The following is a 16125-nucleotide window of genomic DNA, read 5'->3' as shown; positions in this document are numbered from 1 at the left end:
TAGAGTGACGGCCGTGTCCGACACCCCCGCACCCCGCCCAGACCCGCTTCGCATCGCCGCACTCGCCTCCGATCTCGACGCGGCCGACCTGCGTTCCGTCCCCCTTCGCCGCCTCTGGGGCGAAGAGGCCGACGACGCCCTCGCCCGCGGTATGCGAGAGCCGATCCTCCGGGCGATCACCGGTGACGACGGTGTGCTGGCGACCCTGGGACGTCTTCTCGTGCTCGGCATGCCCCAACCACGGGTCGCGGTCGATGCCGCACTGCCGCACCTCGGAGTCGACGGTCTCGTGGCGCTCTCTCTCGCGACGGCAGATGCCGACACCGTGACCCCGACCGCCCTGCTGCGTCCGCAGTCGTTCGTCGACGCCGACGGGGTCGGGGAATGGTGGATCGCCAGCGACCTCGACGAGGTCGCGCTCGATGGTCCTCTTCCTCCTGACCACGTGCTCGGGGTCGGCGGGGCGTCGCGCACTCTCGCCGAGACGATCGTTCCCATCCACGTCGATCGGGCTCTCGATCTGGGCACCGGTTGCGGCATCCAGGCGCTCCTCGTCGCTCGTCGAGCCGGAACGGTGATCGCGACCGACATCTCAGCGCGTGCACTGGCCTTCGCGGAACTCAACGCCCGCCTCAACGGCGTCGCCAACGTCGAGTTCCGACTCGGCAGCATGTTCGAGCCCGTTGCAGGAGAAGCCTTCGACCTGATCGTCTCCAATCCGCCGTTCGTCATCACACCGCGTGTGGAGGGCGTGCCGGCGTACGAGTATCGAGACGGCGGACTCGTGGGAGATGCGCTCGTCGAACAATTCGTGCGCACGGCACCGGCGTTCCTGACGCAGAACGGCATCGCGCAGTTGCTCGGCAACTGGGAATCGAGGGCCGGGGTCGCCGGTCTCGCACGTCTCGACGCCTGGGTGCCCGGTGAGCTCGACCTCTGGGTGATCGAACGCGAGGAGCTGTCTCCGCTCGCCTATGCCGAGCTGTGGATCCGCGACGGCGGCACCACGCCGCGTGACCCGGCATTCACCCCGCTGCTGACCGCCTGGCTCGATGACTTCGCCGCGCGTGGCGTGACGTCGATCGGCTTCGGCTACGTGCTGATGCGCCGGGGATCGTCGATTCCGGCGCTCCGACGCACGGAGAGGATCGCCCAGTCGGTCTCGAACGTCGGCGCCGCCCTCGGTACCGGTCTGGCCGCGCACGACGCCCTCGCCGACGGCATCCCCACGACCTTGGTGACGGCGTCCGACGTCACCGAGGCTCGACACCTGCTCCCGGGCAACGACGATCCCAGCGTCATCGAGCTGCGACAGGGCGGCGGCTTCTCCCGGACGGTGAACGTCGACCCCGCGCTCGCCGGGTTCGTCGGCGCCTGCGACGGTGAACTCACCGTGACGCAGATCGTCTCGGCCCTGGCCGACCTCTTCGAAGTGCCGCTCCCTGATCTCTGGGCCGAGCTCGAGCCCCGCATCCGGTCGCTCGTGCTCGACGGCATGCTGGTGCCCGGGGAATAGCTACGGGATGCATGCGTTGGAATAGATCATGAAGGCTTTCGGATTCCTCTCCTTCGGGCACTATGCGGATGTGCCCGGCTCAGCGACCCGCACCGCGGGCGACATGCTGAAGCAGACCATCGAGATCGCCGAGGGGGCCGACGAGATCGGTGTGAACGGCGCGTACGTCCGCGTGCACCACTGGGCACGCCAGGCGGCCTCGCCGATGCCCCTGCTGACGGCTATGGCTGCACGCACGAAGCGCATCGAGGTCGGCACCGGTGTGATCGACATGCGCTACGAGAACCCGTTCCAGTTCGCCGAAGAAGCGGCTGCGCTGGATCTGATCTCCGACGGTCGCATCGCGCTCGGCGTGAGCCGTGGTTCACCCGAGACGGCTCTGCGCGGATACGAGACGTTCGGTTACGTGGACGAAGAGGACACCGAGCGCGGCAGCGTCATCGCACGCGAGAAGTTCGACCTCTTCCTGCGTGCGATCGACGGTGAGGGCATCGCCCCCGGCGACCCGCGCATGGTGGGGGCAGGACGCTACCTCGCGATCGAACCGCAGTCGCCGACCCTCCGCGATCACATCTGGTGGGGCTCGGGCTCGCGCCCGACGGCGATCGAGACAGGTCGCAAGGGGCTCAACATGATGAGCTCGACGCTCGTCACCGAGGCCACCGGACAGCCGTTCCACGAACTGCAGCGCGAGCAGATCGACCTCTTCCGCTCGGCGTACAAGGAGGCCGGTCACACCGGCACCCCGCGCGTCTCCGTCAGCCGCAGCGTGTTCCCGCTGGTCTCCGACACGGACCGCGCGTACTTCGGACTGCGCAGCGAGGAGAACGCCGACCAGATCGGCATCATCGACGGGTTCCGTTCCACGTTCGGCAAGACCTATGCGGCAGAGCCCGACGTGCTGATCGAGCAGCTCCGACAGGACGAGGCGGTGATGGCCGCCGACACCCTGATGCTGACGATCCCGAACCAGCTCGGACCGGAGTACAACCTGCATGTGCTGGAGTCGTTCGCGAAGCATGTGGCCCCCGCACTCGGATGGAAGCCGAACACGGAAGGGCCTGTCCAGGGCGACCCGGTCTGACCGGAAGCTGCGTGCTTGACAACACGCGGAGGAACGCCGACGCTGGGTGACGGCGCGTCGACGGACGCGCCGTCACCCGTGCAGCTCCGGAGGCAGCCATGACCCGTGTCCGCGTCGACCTCAACATCTCGCTCGACGGCTTCGCCACCACGACGGACCAGACTCCCGAGAACCCCTTCGGTGACGACTGGGGACGATTGACGGCCGCGTACACGGCGACGCGCACCTTCCACGAGCGCGTCTTCCACGACACGAGCGGGGCGGGCACGACGGGCGTCGACGAGAAGTACGCCTCGCACTACTTCGAGAACATCGGCGCCGAGATCATGGGCGCGGGGATGTTCGGGCTGCACGCCAATCCGGACGATCCCGACTGGCGGGGCTGGTGGGGTGAGGAGCCCCCGTTCCACGCGCCGGTCTTCGTGCTCACGCACACCCCGCGTCCGTCGATCGAGTTCGCCAACGGCACGAGCTTCCACTTCCTCTCCGCCGAGCCCGAAGAGGCTCTCCGCACGGCGGTCGCTGCTGCGGACGGACGTGACGTGCGCATCGGAGGCGGAGCGACGACCGTGCGCGAGTATCTTCGCGCCGGACTCGTCGACGACCTGCACGTCGGCATCACCCCGATCCTGATCGGCAGCGGGATCCGCCTGTGGGACGACCTGCGCGGACTCGAGTCGGGCTACCGGGTGACCTCGGAGGTCGCCGAGTCCGGCGTCACGCACATCACGTTCTCGCGCGAGGGGTGATTCGGGCAGGCGGGGTCGATCTGGAAAGCTGGATCGGTGCGCATCCGACCGTTCCAGCCTGAAGACACCGATGCCGTCGTGGCCCTGTGGGAGACCGCAGGTCTCACGAGACCGTGGAACGACCCGCTTCAGGACATCGCCCGCAAGGCGACAGTGCAGCCGCATCTCTTCGTGGTGGCGGAGGACGAGACAGGGCGGATCCTCGGCTCGGTGATGGCCGGATACGACGGGCACCGTGGGTGGATGAACTACCTCGCCACCCAGCTCGATTCCCGCGGACTCGGAGTGGGCCGGGAACTCGTGGCTCACGTCGAGGCCGGTCTGCGCGATCTGGGCTGCCCGAAGGTGAACCTGCAGGTGCGTTCCGGAAATGCGCAGGTGGTCGACTTCTACCGCCGGCTCGGCTACGAGATCGATGACACGGTCGACCTCGGCAAGAGGCTCATCGCCGACGTGTAGTCGCGAGGAATTCACTTCTCCGCGATCCGGTATACCAGTACTCTGACTCCATGCGTTTTCGCCGCAACGGGATCATCGCCGGCACCATCGTCCTCATCGCCGTGCTCGTCGGCGCCATCCCTGCCGCGGCTGCGGTGACGTCGTGGGCCACGTGGGGTCCGCTCGCCGGCACAGGAGGCGCATACACGGCAACGGTCCAGGTGGCCCCCCAGCCTCCTCTCACGGCCACGATGACCAGTGACTCACGCGCGGGGCAGGTCGGGGTCATCTCCGGGACGTCGACCTGGCTGTCCGAGGGCACACCCATCGGGGCGAAGTACGGATCGAGCAGGGACCAGCCGTACCTGAATCTGCGGCCCAAGGCCGACAACGCCACGAGTCCCTCGACGACGACCTACTCGTTCGCCACGCCGACCCCGACCTCGGGGTGGGCCTTCGCGCTCGGCGACATCGACTCCGACAGCGTGCGCATCCACGCGGTCGCCCCCGACGGCCACGTGTTGAGCGCCGCGGAGATCGGCCTCCGTGACCGCTTCAACTACTGTGCCCCGGGTGTCGCCGGAAAGCCGGCGTGCAACGGTGCGGCGGACGACGTGCCCTCGTGGGATGCCGCGACCCTGACCCTGACCGGGAACGCCGCAGCCGCCGACACCAACGGCTCTGCGGCCTGGTTCGAGCCCTCGACTCCGATCAGCTCCCTCAGCTTCATCTTCACCCGCCGCGCCGGCCTTCCCGTGTACCAGACGTGGTTCGTCTCGGCGGCGAATGACATCACCGGAACGGTCAGCGACCAGGTCGACGGGCCCCTGGGTGGTGTGGCTCTCACGCTCGTCGACGGCAACGGAGCGATCGTCGGAAGGACGACCACCGCGCCCGATGGAACATATTCGTTCCCCGGATTCATCGCGACGAACGGCTATCGGGTGAGCGTGACGGCGCCCGCCGGGAAGATCGCGGGGGGCCCGACGACGAAGCCGGTGGACCTCAGCGGCGGCAACGCCGTCGGCGTCGACTTCGCCGTGCGAGAGATCGTGCCCTCGCCCGTCACCGGACGGGTGGTCGACCGGGGCGGCGCTCCGATCGCGGGGGTCGCAGTCACGATCGGCGGAGAGACCACGACGACCGACGCGGACGGTCGGTACCTGTTCGACTCGGTCCTCGACGGACCGCAGGAGGCGAGCATCGTCGTCCCGACCGGATACACGCTCTTCACCGCGCCAGCGGCCTTTGTGGTTCCCGACGACAATGAGGATCTGATCACCCTCGCCGACTTCGTCGTCACGGCGAATCCGAGCCTGAGCGGGGCCGTTCGATGGAACGGCAGCGGCGTACCGGGCGTCGCGGTCACCGCCGTGCTGCAGGGTGGCGGAACCCTCACGACCGTGACGGGAGCCGACGGCGGATACGCGTTCCCGCGTCTGCCCGCGGGCAGCTACACCGTCACGATGACGACACCCGACGGATACGTCGCGACCTCGCCGGTGAGCCGCACCGAACCCGTGGCGGGAACGGACGTCACGGCGGTGGACTTCGACCTCGCCCGACTGGGGGCGATCGACGGCACCGTGCGCACCGACGGCGGCGCGCCCGTCGGCGGTGCCGTCATCGACGTGACCGGACCCGGTGCCCCGCAGCAGCTCACGACCGAAGCCGACGGCACCTACGGTCTCGGGAACCTCCCGCCCGGTGCCTACGAGCTGACCGTGCGGGCGCCCTCCGGCAGCACGGTCATCGGAGCGGGTACCCGCACCGTCGTGATCTCCGACGCCGGGGAATCCGTCGAAGGGCAGGACTTCACGCTCGCTGCGGTGGTGGTCCCGCCGTCGCCGTCGCCTGACCCGTCGACCGGGGCCGGGAGCGGAGACAATGGCGCCAGTGGACGCCTGCCGGCGACGGGTCTCGGACCGGACACGTTCGCCTGGGCAGCCGGTGGCGCTGCCGTGATCATCCTCGGTGCGACGCTTCTGCTCGTCAGCCGCCGCCGATCCAGGCGGAAGTAGGTCGGCCAAGCCGGAGGCGCGTGGTCAACCCCCGTTCGGGGGCCCGAACAGCTCCTCGCCGTGTTCGTGCAGGAGCCTATAAGCGTCGGCGAAGGTCTCCGGCTCGGGTTCGCCCGGCTTTCCGTATCGCGCGAGGAGCAGACCGAGCAGGCCGCGTGCAGGCGGAGTGAGCGGCTTCAACTGATCCTTCTCGCCAGGCTGCGGGGCGGTGTCCTCCGGGTTGGGCGGCGTGTAGGCCGGGGTGGTCACCGGCCAGTCGGACGGATGCCGCGGCTTGTCGAGGTTCACGACGTTCAGCAGCGTGTTCGCGGAGTCATCCCGGTCGTTGAGGGGCTTCAGGCCGTGCAGCCGGGAGAGGGTCGCGGTCACGGATCCGTGATGCATCTCGTCGTGGATGATGCTGCCACGTTTCGTATAGGCCGAGACGGCGATGGCCGGAACACGGCACCCGAGTCGATCGAAGGTGAAGCCCATCTCGCCGGGGCCGGTGTCGGGCGTCGGCTTCGTCACGGCGGGCGGCGGCACGTGGTCGTAGCAGCCGCCGTGCTCGTCGAAGGTGATGAGCAGCAGGGTGTTGACGGCGTTGGATCCCTTCGGGGAGGCGCTCGTGCGCACCGCCTCATAGATGTCGTGGATCAACCGATCTCCGGCACGCACATCCGAGATCGCGCTGTCGAACACGGCCTCGCCGTCGACGTCGCTCTCGCGGGGGGAACCGAACGGCGGGTGGAAGTCGTTGTGGTCGTAGACCATCCGCGGCTCGATGAAGGCGTAGGCGGGGAGCGTGCCGTCCTGCGCCTCGGCGTAGAAGTCCTCCATCGTGCCGAAGTGGTCGGTGCGCCAGTACTTCTCCAGCACCGCCGCATGCAGCATGCCGGTGAACGAGACGAGTTGAAGCTTGTCGATGTAGATCTTCCAGCTCACCTTCTCGTCCTCGAGCCGGTTGAACACCGTGGGCGCGGCCGGTGCATCCAACCACTTCCGGTAGCCGCCTCCCGCTTGGTTGGTCACGAAACCGTGAGACGTGGAGGCGTGGAAGAACGAGCGGTTGCAGAAGGTCTGCGAGGGGACGCCGGCGTACCAGTGGTCGAACACCGCGAACTCCGAGGCGAGTGTCGACAGCACGGGCAGCATCTCGGGGGAGAACGACCCCATGATGTGCGCGGCTTCCTCGGGCCGGGGATCCACGCCCTTGCGCAGACGTCGGAAGTTGATGATGTAGTCCTCGAGGAACCCCGACATCGTGGCCTTCTCGCCGTGGGTCGGGGCGTTGAAGGGCGCGGTCATCTCGTCGACGAAGAGGTCGGCGTTCGTCGGAGGATCGACCGTGCCGAAGATCTGCGTGTTGACGTGCGGGTACTCCTCGCCCGGGTCCGGGTCGGGAAGACTCATGATCCGGTCGGTATCGCCCTCGTACACGTGCGCGTCGACGACCGTGCCGTCGGAGGCCGTGTTGCTGTAGGAGCCGAAGGAGAGCCCATCGAACTCCTCACCGTCCGGCAAGTTGTCCTTCGAGTACAGGTAGCCGAGCAGATTGTCGAAGGAGCGGTTCTCGCCCATGACGACGACGAGGTGGTCGAAGCCCGGTTCGCTTCGCGGCGTGAGAGCGGCGAACGGGTCGGGATCGGCCGCGAATCCGTCGCGCGTGTGGCCGGCGATGGATGCCCCGATGGCCGCGCCCCCGACACCGCCGACCACGGCGCCGGCGAGGGCGGCACCACCCACCTTGAAGAAACCACGGCGAGAGGCGTCGCGGGGTGCGTCGGGGGAGCGGGCGTCGTCATCGGCCATGCCGAGATCCTATGACGGTGCGGCTTCGATGCCCGGTACGACTTCGGAGATCGCGAGCGATCGGCCTCCGGCCGCGCCTCAGATGTCGCTGAAGTCGTTGCCACCGGTGCTGAGGCGGCTCACGACGTCGCCGGTGATCTTGAGGTCGATGTACTCCACGCCGACTTCTCCGGGGTTCACGAGGGACGACGTGCCGGGAACCTCTCGCACGCCGATGCTCAGGTAGTCGGCGACGCCGTCGCCGTCTTCATCCCACCCGTCCGCCGCTCCTGCGGCCATCGCCTCGGCGCGCGTGGAACCGATGCCGATGCCCTCCGGGGTGCGGAAGATCACGCCGGGGGCATCTGTCGACACGACCAGGTCGATACGGGTCTCGCGGACCGTCGCCTTCGTACCCTGCCAGTCGTATCCGGAGTACACGGCGCCGTAGGGGCCCTCGACGGGTCCTTCCGTCGGAGCTGATCCGAAGGCGTCGGTGAGAGCGTTGACAGCGCCGTCCGGGTCGTCGTACGCGACCACGGCGCCGTCGTCGACCGAGAGGCCGTCGACCGAGATCTCGACGACCCGGTCCGCAGACGTGGGGGACGGAGAGGTGGCGGGCGATGATGACGGCGACGGCGCCGGAGTCGCCGAGCCGTCCGAACTCGCCGGGGCGCAGGCGGTGAGCGAGAAGCCCAGGAGTGCAGCTGTGGTCGAAGCGAGGATGAGGCGAGAGTGACGGCGCATGCCCAGAGCCTAGGGGTGTATGAAAGAGGAGATTGCTGCCCGCGAGCAGCGGAATCCACATCGTTATCGATGTGAAGCCCGTGCCGGGAAAGAGGGTGCCGGCCTGTCCGAAGACGGCACGGCACCCTCTCGTGCGAACTACTCCGCCTCGGTCGTCTCCACCGTGGCGTTCCGGTGACGACGGCGCATCGCGAACAGGCCGAGGCCGGCGGCGAGGAGCACGACGGCTGCGACGATGTACGGCGCGCTGTCGGCACCTGTGGTGGCGAGGCCGCTGCCGGTCGAGCCGCCGTTGCCCGGTGCCACTGCTCCGCCACCGGCGGCTGCCGCAACGGTGAGCGCGGCGGTGACCTCGGTGCCGTCGGGCAGGATCACGGCGAGCGTGTGCGCGCCGGCCGGGGTGTTCGCCGGGATCGTGACCGTGCGTTGGAAGGATCCGTCCGCACCGGCGGTCGCCGTGCCCAGCTGCACCGGGTCGGAGCGCAGCTCGAGTCGCAGCTGCGCGCCCTCAGCGAAGCCGCTGCCCGACACTGTGACCGTGCCGCCGGCCTTCACGGATGCCGCGCCGAGTTCGACCTTGGCCGGAACCTCGGGCTCCGGCGTGACCGGAGGCGTGACGCCGGCCTCGGTGACCCACTTCTCTCCGGCATCCGACTTCGTCACGGTGAACGTGTCGTATACGGCGCCGACGGGAAGGTCGGTGGTCGCGCCAGGCTGCTTCTCCGCGAGGTAGGAGCGGTACACGAGCTGGTTCTTCGAGACGTCGATGACCTGGTACGTCGTGACGCCCTGCCCGCGCAGCACCTGGGTGGCGCCGTTGTTGGTCCAGACGTTCTTCTCGGGAGTCTCCAGGTCGTAGTGCTTCGCGCCAGAGTTCGACACGACGTAGACCGGGCCGGTGGTGAGGCCGGGGGTTTCGGTGGCATCGGTGTTCACGTAGCCGCGGGCGTACGTGTGGTCGTGACCCATGAGCACCAGGTCGATGTCGTTGCGCTGGAAGACCGGGAGCCATTCAGCGCGCAGTACCGGCTCGTCGCGACCCTCGGAGGCCGAGAACACCGGCTGGTGGAACGTGACGACGTTCCACTTCGACGGGCTGTTCTGCAGCAGCAGGTCGAGCCAGGCGCCCTGGAACCGCGTCCAGAGCACGCCGATCTGCGCGGAGGGGCACTCCGCACCCGTGCAGGCGGGGAGTCCGGCCGGGGTGAGGAAGGTCGTGTCGCGGGTGGCGTTCAACGTGATGAAGCGCACGCCCTGGTAGTCGGTGTAGTACGCGGTCTCGGCGGCGAAAGAGCTCCAGTGGTCGAAGAACGCGCGGTACTGCTGCGCGACGGCGGAGTCTCCCTTCGCGAGATCCGCCAGTTCGCCGATCGAGCTCGTCGACGGGTTGTTGTGCGGGTACTCGAAAGCGGCCTTCCACGCCGTGAGCAGCTTGTCGCCCGAGTACTCGTGGTTGCCGGGGGCGGCCATCACGTTGGTGCGGACGGCGGAGTCCTTCATGCCCTTGAACCAGTTGACCCACTCGTTCTCGTTGCTCGAGGTGTTGATCAGGTCACCCGCGTGCACGGAGCCGATCGAGCGGGGCGCGGCGGCCTCCGCCTGCTTCACGACGCTCGGCCACGTGGTGTCGAGGCCGATCTGCGCGTCGCCGTAGTAGATGAACTGGAAGTCGGTCGCTGCGGGATCGGCGGTGCGGAAGGCGAACCAGTCGCTCCAGCTGCCGGGGAGGCCGACGCGGTAGCGGTACTCGGTCGCGGCGGTCAGCCCGGTGACCGTGGCCGAGAAGTGCTTGTTCGGGTTGCCGTTCACGACCCCCGCGTCATACGCATCGACGGTGCGGGTCTCGCCGCCGGCGGACGGCACGATCTCGACCTGTCCGACCGTGTGCGAGGCGTCGCCGGCGAGCCAGGAGAACGACTGCGAGACGGCGGGCTGCTCGGTCGGGGTGAGGATGACGCGGGTCGGCGGGGCGACGACCGGGATACCGGGGGCGGATGCCTTGACCAGGGTCAGAGACGACATGTCGAAGAAGATGTCGGAGCTGGTCTCGCGGTCCTGGAACAGCGACACCGCGATCGTGTTGGTGCCGTCATGCAGCAGGTCGCCTTCGGCGCTGAACGTGCTGGTGAGCGGGTCGCCGTTGCTGTCGCCGGCGTACTCGACGTTCGTGGTGTCGGTGATGCGGCCGTCGACGTAGCGGGCGACCTCCTCACCGTTGATCCAGACGATGATCGCGTCGTCGTACGTGATGGTGCTCTGCAGGGCCGCGACCTGCTCGGCGACGCCCGCTTCGAGCTCGAAGGTCGTGCGGAAGAAGTAGGTCGGGACGGTCGGGGCCGCCGTGCCGTCGAGGTAGTGGTTCAGAAGGGTCTTCGGCGTCTGCGGGCCGACGGGTGCAAGCTTTCCGCCCTTCGCGCCGAACGAATCGGCAGCGGTCTTCCAGGTGCTGTCGTCGTAGGCGGGCAGCGTCCAGTCGCGGAGCGCTGCCGGTGCGGGAGACGGGTCGGATCCGTCGTCGAGATAGTGCCAGGCGGTGTCGCCGGTGATCAGCGAGCCGGTCGGCACTTCGGGGGCGGGAGCGGCGAGTGCCGCAGGGGCGACGACGGCGCCGCCGAGCAGGGCGAGGAGCGCGACGGACGTCAGTCCGCGACGCCGCCACCGCACCGCAGGGGTGGGGGAGGTCATGTCAGTCCTTCGGGGTGAGGGTCCGTGCTCAGCCGCACGGGGCCCCTCCACCCCATCGAAGACGGATGACCGGGGGCTGGCCACGAAGCGAAGCGCGGGTGAACTCCGCGACCGACGCCCGTCCGGCCGAAACGGAGACCAGACGCACGGGGATCGGCGTGTCGAGGGGTGGCACGCCGGCGCGCGGGCAGTTGGTCTGGGTTTTGGCAGGGGCGCAGACGGCCCCCGGCACGGACGGCTCACCCCGGTACGCTGGAAACCATGCTCAACATGGCTGACGGCCTCGCCCGTCTCGGTGCGCTCGCCGAGAACCCGGTCGTCCGCACCCTCGCGACGGCGTTCGAGGAGGCCGGCTTCGATCTGGCCGTCGTCGGTGGTCCGGTGCGCGATGCGCTGCTCGGACGTGCGACCCACGACCTCGACTTCACGACGAACGCCTCGCCCGACGAGATCCTGACCATCGTCACGCCGATCTCGACCGCGCAGTGGGACATCGGCCGCGCGTTCGGCACGATCGGCGCACGCGTACAGCGCGAGCAGGTCGAGATCACCACCTATCGCGCCGACAGCTACGACGGTGTGACCCGCAAGCCCACGGTGGAGTTCGGCGACACGATCGACGGCGACCTCGTGCGCCGCGACTTCACCGTCAACTCCATGGCCCTGCAGGTGCCGTCGGTGAAGCTCGTCGACCCGACCGGTGGCGTGGAAGACCTCATCGCCGGTGTTCTGCGTACTCCAGCCGACCCCCGGATCTCGTTCGGGGACGACCCGCTGCGCATGCTGCGGGCGGCGCGCTTCAGCGCCCAGCTCGGCTTCGGGGTCGAAGAGGCCACGGCCGAGGCGATCGCCGAGCTCCGCGAGACCCTCAAGATCGTGAGCCCGGAGCGCATCCAGTCCGAACTCGTGCGCCTCATGCAGACCGACGACCCGGTGCGTGGCATCCGTGTGCTGGTCGACACGGGGCTGATCGACGAGTTCCTGCCCGAGGTCACCGAGCTGCGCCTCGAGGTCGACGAGCACCACCACCACAAAGACGTCTACGAGCACTCGCTCACCGTGCTCGCCCAGGCGATCGAGCTCGAGCACTCGCGGCACCCCGGCGCAGCGCCCGATGTGCCGCTGCGCATCGCGGCACTCCTGCACGACATCGGCAAGCCGCGCACCCGCAAGCTCGAGGCCGGGGGAGTGGTCACGTTCCACCACCACGACGTGGTCGGCTCGCGCATGGCCCGCAAGCGGCTGCAGGCGCTGCGCTTCGACACCGACACCACCGATGCCGTCGCGACCCTGATCGAACTGCACCTGCGCTTCTTCGGCTACGCCGAGGGGGCGTGGACGGATGCGGCCGTGCGCCGCTACGTGCGCGATGCCGGCGACCTGCTGGAGCGCCTGCACATCCTCACCCGCGCCGATGTGACCACCCGCAACAAGCGCAAGGCCGGACGCCTCGCCAGTGCGTATGACGACATCGAGGCGCGCATCGCCGCGCTGCGCGAGCAGGAGGAGCTCGACTCCATCCGCCCGGAGATCGACGGCAACCGCATCCAGCAGGTGCTCGGCATCAGCCCCGGCCGCGAGGTCGGCGAGGCCTACCGGTTCCTGCTCGACCTGCGGCTCGATGAGGGGGTGCTCGGGCCCGAGGTCGCCGAGCAGCGGCTTCGGGAGTGGTGGGCCGCGCGCGGCTGACCTGCCTCAGCGCAGTTCGGGGACGATGATCTCGATCTCGCCGGAGACGAGCTCGAAGTCTTTCGGGTTGAAGGTGAGGAGGGCGGCGCCGAGTGCGTAGGCGTGCCCGGCCAGCATGAGGTCCTTGCTCCGAGCATGTGCGGGACGGGTCAGGATCACCTCCGACGCAAGGCGGGCGTATCCCTCCGCGGCTGCCCGATCGAACGGGAGCCAGTCGGCTTCGAGGAGTGAGGAGAGGCGCATCAGTTCGTTGCGGCGGCTGCGGCGAAGAACCGGATCCGTCGCACGCTCGACTCCGAGCTGAAGTTCGGCGTAGACGATGGCGCTCAGAGCCACGTCGTCCGGGGGCAACTGCACGCTGTCGAGCTGGATCAGCACGTTCGTGTCAAGAAGGATCACGACTCTCCCACGGGTCGCGTAGCGGTTCGAGGAAGAAGGGATTCTGCCTGTCCGCCTCCAGCTCCGCCGCCCATTCCCGACGCATCCTGTCATGTTCCGGGGTCGACGGGTTCGCATCTACCCTCGCCATGATCTCGCTTGACGGGACCGACCACCGGCGCGGACGGGCCATCTGCTGCGCCAGGTCGGCTTCGAGCCCGCTCGCGCTGTTCTTCGCCAATCGCGTGAGCACGTCGCGCACCTCGGCCTCCATCGAGCGGGAGTTCTGTCGGGCACGCTCCTTCAGCGCGTCGACGACATCGTCGCTGAGATTCCGGATGGTCACGGTCGCCATGTTCCGCCTCCTGACAGCAGAATGCTAGCAGGCGGATCTCTCTCGCGTCACCCCTCGCGCCGACGCTCCAGCTCGGTGAACACCACGCCGCTTTCGTACGCGACCGTCTGCACGGCGTCGAACCGCTCGGGGTGGTACGGGCGCTCACCGAACAGAGGGATGCCCGTGCCGAACAGCAGTGGCTGTCGTTTGAGGATGAGCCGGTCGATCTCGTCGGCGAGCGACGCGGCGAGAGCCCCGCCCCCGCAGAGCCAGATGTCGGTGCCGTCTTCCTGCTTCAGCCGCCGCACCACGGAGACCGGATCTTCGGCTGTGACCTCCAGGTTCTCGGCCTCTGCGCTCTTCGTGCGACTGAACACGATCTGGCGCAGGTGCGCATACGGGCTGGGCAGGCCGCCCACCTGATAGGTGTTCCACCCCATCAGCACGGTGTCGAACACCTCGCGTTTCTGCTCGATGCCGAGCGCTTCGGCGGCGACGGTGGGGAGGGTGTCGGCGAAGCGCCGGTTGATGCCCTCCATGTGATCGCCCTCGACGAGGAACGCGTCGAACTCGCCGTTCGGGCCGGCGATGTAGCCGTCGAGAGTGACGGCGGCGTAGTACACGAGCTCTCGCATGATTCTCCAATCACTACAGATGTCGCAGTTAACATACAACATGTGTAGTGCTTGCGCTAGTGTTCCTATCATGGTGAAGAACGACTCACGGCGGCGGGCGATCGCAGATGCTGGACTCGCCGTGCTCGCGCGTGAGGGATCGCGCGGGCTCACGCACCGGGCGGTCGACCTTGCCGCTCAGGTTCCGACCGGCACGACCTCGAACTACTTCCGCAGTCGCGACGCCCTGATCGAGGGACTCGTCGAGCGGATCGGAGAGCGCCTCGCGCCCACCCAGGATGATCTGGAACGACGGGCAACGGCCGCGCCCGGCGCCGCCCTGTTCGCCGATTACATCCGTGACATCGTGCGGCGGTTGACCGCGGACCGGGACGTGACCATCGCCCTGTTCGAGCTGCGACTCGAAGGTGGGCGGCGTCCCGAGGTCGCCGCCGTGCTGGGTGCCTGGCAACGCGCCGGTTTCGATGGCGACGTGGCCTTCAACACAGCGGCCGGGCTCCCGGGCGGGCGTCGCGAGATCGCCCTGTTCCACTACGCGATCGACGGACTGCTGCTCGACCGGCTGACCACGCCGATCGATCCGGACACCTCGACCGACGAAGTGATCGACGACCTGGTCGCCGGCCTCCTCCGTTGACGCCGTGAAGTGTTCCCTCGGGGGCGCGCTGCTCGTACACTGAGGCAACGCACGCTCTCGACGATCGGAGACCGCTGTGTCTGCGCCGTGGCAGGTACCCCGTGAGTCCCTTCCCCCGACTTCGCGCCTGCTCATCGAGCGTGCGCATGAAGAACTGCTCGCCGGCAACCTCGACGACCGGCGGCTGCAGGAGGTGCGGCCGCTGGTCCGTGAGTCGTGGGAGAGGTCATGGCGCGGCCGTGTCGGTCCCGAGGGCGCCCCTCCGCTCGAACTGGTCAGTGACGAGCTCGAGGCCTACCGTCTCGCCCACCCTCTCGCCTCGGTGATGGACATGATCCGCGCGCTGCTGCTGCCCGGCGAGGCGGAGGACACCGGAGTGATCATCGCGGTGGGAGACCAGGCGGGGCGATTGCTGTGGATCGAGGGCGACAGGCAGCTGCGCTCGCTCACCGACGGCATGGGCTTCGTCGCCGGGGCGAACTGGTCGGAGGATGCCGTCGGCACGAGCGCCCCCGGAACCGCGCTCGCCCTTGGCCAGTCGGTGCAGATCCGCGGCGCGGAGCACTACAACCGCCTCGTGCATCCGTGGTCGTGCACGGCTGCGCCCGTCCGCGACCCCGAGACGCAGCGTGTGCTCGGAGTCATCGACATCACCGGAGGCCCCGAGGTGGTCTCGCTGCAGGCGCGACTGCTGGTCGATGCGACGGCCCGCGCGGTCGAGTCGGAGTTGATGGTGGCTCGTCTGCGCCGACGGAGCGAAGAGCCCAAGCCGCGACCTGCCGTGACGAAGGGACGCGCGCCGGCGACCGCCCGCGCGACGCTGCATGTGCTCGGCCGCGATCGGGCCCGCCTGGAGACCGAGTCCGCACACGACGAGTCCATGATCGAGCTCAGCGCGCGCCATGCGGCGATCCTGCTGATGCTGGCCGTGCACCGCCAGGGTCTCTCGGCCGAGCGCCTCTGCGAGCTCGTCTACGGCCCCGGCGTCTCGCCCGACACGCTTCGCCCGGAGATGGTACGCCTGCGCAAGGTGCTCGAGCGCACGGCCCCCGACCTCGTGCCCGAGTCACGTCCGTACCGGCTTCCCGTCACCCTCGATACCGACGCGCATGACGTGCTGTCACTGCTCGACCGCGGCGCACACCGGGTGGCGCTCACGGCGTATCGGGGTCCCGTGCTCCCCGAGTCGACCTCGCCCGGCGTCGAGGAGTTCCGGGAGTCCGTGAGGGGAGCGCTCCGCGAAGCGATGCTGTCCGAGGCGAGTCTCGACGTGCTGCTCTCCTACGCCGAGATCCCCGAGGGGCAGGGCGATGCCGAGGCGCTCCGCCTCGCACTGGAGATGCTCCCCGCCCGGTCGCCGAAGCGTGCGGGTCTCGTCGCGCGGATCGAGCGCCTCGAGGCCTGACTGCGCTCTGCAACCGGGCGCAACGTTGCGCACC

Annotated in this window: 14 protein-coding genes; 8 read left to right on the top strand and 6 right to left on the bottom strand. The window is 68.7% G+C overall.

Annotated features, from left to right (window positions below):
* Positions 1–4: 4 nt before the first annotated feature.
* From ACIQLD_RS11875 to ACIQLD_RS11855, 5 genes are all read left to right on the top strand, one after another.
* Complete coding sequence (locus ACIQLD_RS11875; protein WP_402608194.1) at positions 5–1516, top strand: class I SAM-dependent methyltransferase; 1512 nt, start codon at positions 5–7, stop codon at positions 1514–1516.
* A 28-nt stretch (positions 1517–1544) separates the two neighbouring features.
* Entirely contained in the window at positions 1545–2600 is a 1056-nt protein-coding gene (locus ACIQLD_RS11870) for an LLM class flavin-dependent oxidoreductase (protein ID WP_402608193.1), read from the top strand.
* A gap of 98 nt (positions 2601–2698) precedes the next feature.
* Positions 2699–3349, top strand: a complete 651-nt coding sequence (locus ACIQLD_RS11865; RefSeq protein ID WP_402608192.1) for a dihydrofolate reductase family protein — start codon at positions 2699–2701, stop codon at positions 3347–3349.
* A gap of 36 nt (positions 3350–3385) precedes the next feature.
* Positions 3386–3808, top strand: a complete 423-nt coding sequence (locus tag ACIQLD_RS11860; RefSeq protein ID WP_402608191.1) for a GNAT family acetyltransferase — start codon at positions 3386–3388, stop codon at positions 3806–3808.
* Between the two features lie 50 nt (positions 3809–3858).
* Positions 3859–5808: a collagen binding domain-containing protein gene (locus ACIQLD_RS11855; RefSeq protein WP_402608190.1), complete on the top strand. Its 1950-nt coding sequence runs from the start codon at positions 3859–3861 to the stop codon at positions 5806–5808.
* Positions 5809–5832: 24 nt separating this feature from the next.
* Here the strand turns inward: ACIQLD_RS11855 and ACIQLD_RS11850 are convergent, their stop codons facing one another.
* The 3 genes from ACIQLD_RS11850 to ACIQLD_RS11840 form a co-directional block, all read right to left on the bottom strand.
* The gene (locus ACIQLD_RS11850) at positions 5833–7599 is read right to left on the bottom strand and encodes an alkaline phosphatase family protein (protein ID WP_402608189.1); all 1767 of its coding nucleotides are present in this window, start codon (positions 7597–7599) and stop codon (positions 5833–5835) included.
* 78 nt (positions 7600–7677) lie between these two features.
* Complete coding sequence (locus ACIQLD_RS11845) at positions 7678–8325, bottom strand: hypothetical protein (RefSeq protein WP_402608188.1); 648 nt, start codon at positions 8323–8325, stop codon at positions 7678–7680.
* A 138-nt stretch (positions 8326–8463) separates the two neighbouring features.
* The gene (locus tag ACIQLD_RS11840) at positions 8464–11010 is read right to left on the bottom strand and encodes a fibronectin type III domain-containing protein (RefSeq protein ID WP_402608187.1); all 2547 of its coding nucleotides are present in this window, start codon (positions 11008–11010) and stop codon (positions 8464–8466) included.
* A 261-nt stretch (positions 11011–11271) separates the two neighbouring features.
* Between ACIQLD_RS11840 and ACIQLD_RS11835 the strand changes: the two genes are divergently transcribed.
* Positions 11272–12699: a CCA tRNA nucleotidyltransferase gene (locus ACIQLD_RS11835; protein WP_402608186.1), complete on the top strand. Its 1428-nt coding sequence runs from the start codon at positions 11272–11274 to the stop codon at positions 12697–12699.
* A 6-nt stretch (positions 12700–12705) separates the two neighbouring features.
* Here ACIQLD_RS11835 and ACIQLD_RS11830 read toward each other — a convergent pair whose 3' ends face one another.
* The 3 genes from ACIQLD_RS11830 to ACIQLD_RS11820 are packed head-to-tail and all read right to left on the bottom strand — an operon-like array spanning position 12706 to position 14049.
* Positions 12706–13098, bottom strand: coding sequence for a PIN domain-containing protein (locus ACIQLD_RS11830; RefSeq protein WP_402608185.1), 393 nt, complete (start codon positions 13096–13098; stop codon positions 12706–12708).
* Entirely contained in the window at positions 13085–13432 is a 348-nt protein-coding gene (locus ACIQLD_RS11825) for a FitA-like ribbon-helix-helix domain-containing protein (protein ID WP_402608184.1), read from the bottom strand. The genes ACIQLD_RS11830 and ACIQLD_RS11825 overlap by 14 nt, the downstream gene beginning before the upstream one ends.
* A 47-nt stretch (positions 13433–13479) precedes the next feature.
* Complete coding sequence (locus ACIQLD_RS11820) at positions 13480–14049, bottom strand: dihydrofolate reductase family protein (RefSeq protein WP_402608183.1); 570 nt, start codon at positions 14047–14049, stop codon at positions 13480–13482.
* 70 nt (positions 14050–14119) lie between these two features.
* Between ACIQLD_RS11820 and ACIQLD_RS11815 the strand changes: the two genes are divergently transcribed.
* Together ACIQLD_RS11815 and ACIQLD_RS11810 are read left to right on the top strand one after the other, a co-directional pair.
* Positions 14120–14686, top strand: a complete 567-nt coding sequence (locus tag ACIQLD_RS11815) for a TetR/AcrR family transcriptional regulator (RefSeq protein ID WP_402608182.1) — start codon at positions 14120–14122, stop codon at positions 14684–14686.
* 76 nt (positions 14687–14762) lie between these two features.
* Positions 14763–16091 (top strand): transcriptional regulator, encoded by a 1329-nt coding sequence (locus ACIQLD_RS11810; protein WP_402608181.1) that lies wholly within the window; start codon positions 14763–14765, stop codon positions 16089–16091.
* Positions 16092–16125: the final 34 nt, after the last annotated feature.

Source organism: Microbacterium sp. NPDC091662 (genome assembly GCF_044756705.1).
GTDB lineage: Bacteria > Actinomycetota > Actinomycetes > Actinomycetales > Microbacteriaceae > Microbacterium.
The sequence above is the reverse complement of the archived record's forward strand: the minus strand, read 5'-3'. Positions and strand labels throughout refer to the sequence as shown.

Bases quoted from the DNA above. Each gene is read 5' to 3' on its own strand.
- ACIQLD_RS11870 (WP_402608193.1), top strand. From the start codon at position 1,545: ATGAAGGCTTTCGGATTCCTCTCCTTCGGGCACTATGCGGATGTGCCC.
- ACIQLD_RS11865 (WP_402608192.1), top strand. From the start codon at position 2,699: ATGACCCGTGTCCGCGTCGACCTCAACATCTCGCTCGACGGCTTCGCC.
- ACIQLD_RS11855 (WP_402608190.1), top strand. From the start codon at position 3,859: ATGCGTTTTCGCCGCAACGGGATCATCGCCGGCACCATCGTCCTCATC.
- ACIQLD_RS11850 (WP_402608189.1), bottom strand. From the start codon at position 7,599: ATGGCCGATGACGACGCCCGCTCCCCCGACGCACCCCGCGACGCCTCT.
- ACIQLD_RS11845 (WP_402608188.1), bottom strand. From the start codon at position 8,325: ATGCGCCGTCACTCTCGCCTCATCCTCGCTTCGACCACAGCTGCACTC.
- ACIQLD_RS11840 (WP_402608187.1), bottom strand. From the start codon at position 11,010: ATGACCTCCCCCACCCCTGCGGTGCGGTGGCGGCGTCGCGGACTGACG.
- ACIQLD_RS11835 (WP_402608186.1), top strand. From the start codon at position 11,272: ATGCTCAACATGGCTGACGGCCTCGCCCGTCTCGGTGCGCTCGCCGAG.
- ACIQLD_RS11825 (WP_402608184.1), bottom strand. From the start codon at position 13,432: ATGGCGACCGTGACCATCCGGAATCTCAGCGACGATGTCGTCGACGCG.
- ACIQLD_RS11820 (WP_402608183.1), bottom strand. From the start codon at position 14,049: ATGCGAGAGCTCGTGTACTACGCCGCCGTCACTCTCGACGGCTACATC.
- ACIQLD_RS11815 (WP_402608182.1), top strand. From the start codon at position 14,120: ATGGTGAAGAACGACTCACGGCGGCGGGCGATCGCAGATGCTGGACTC.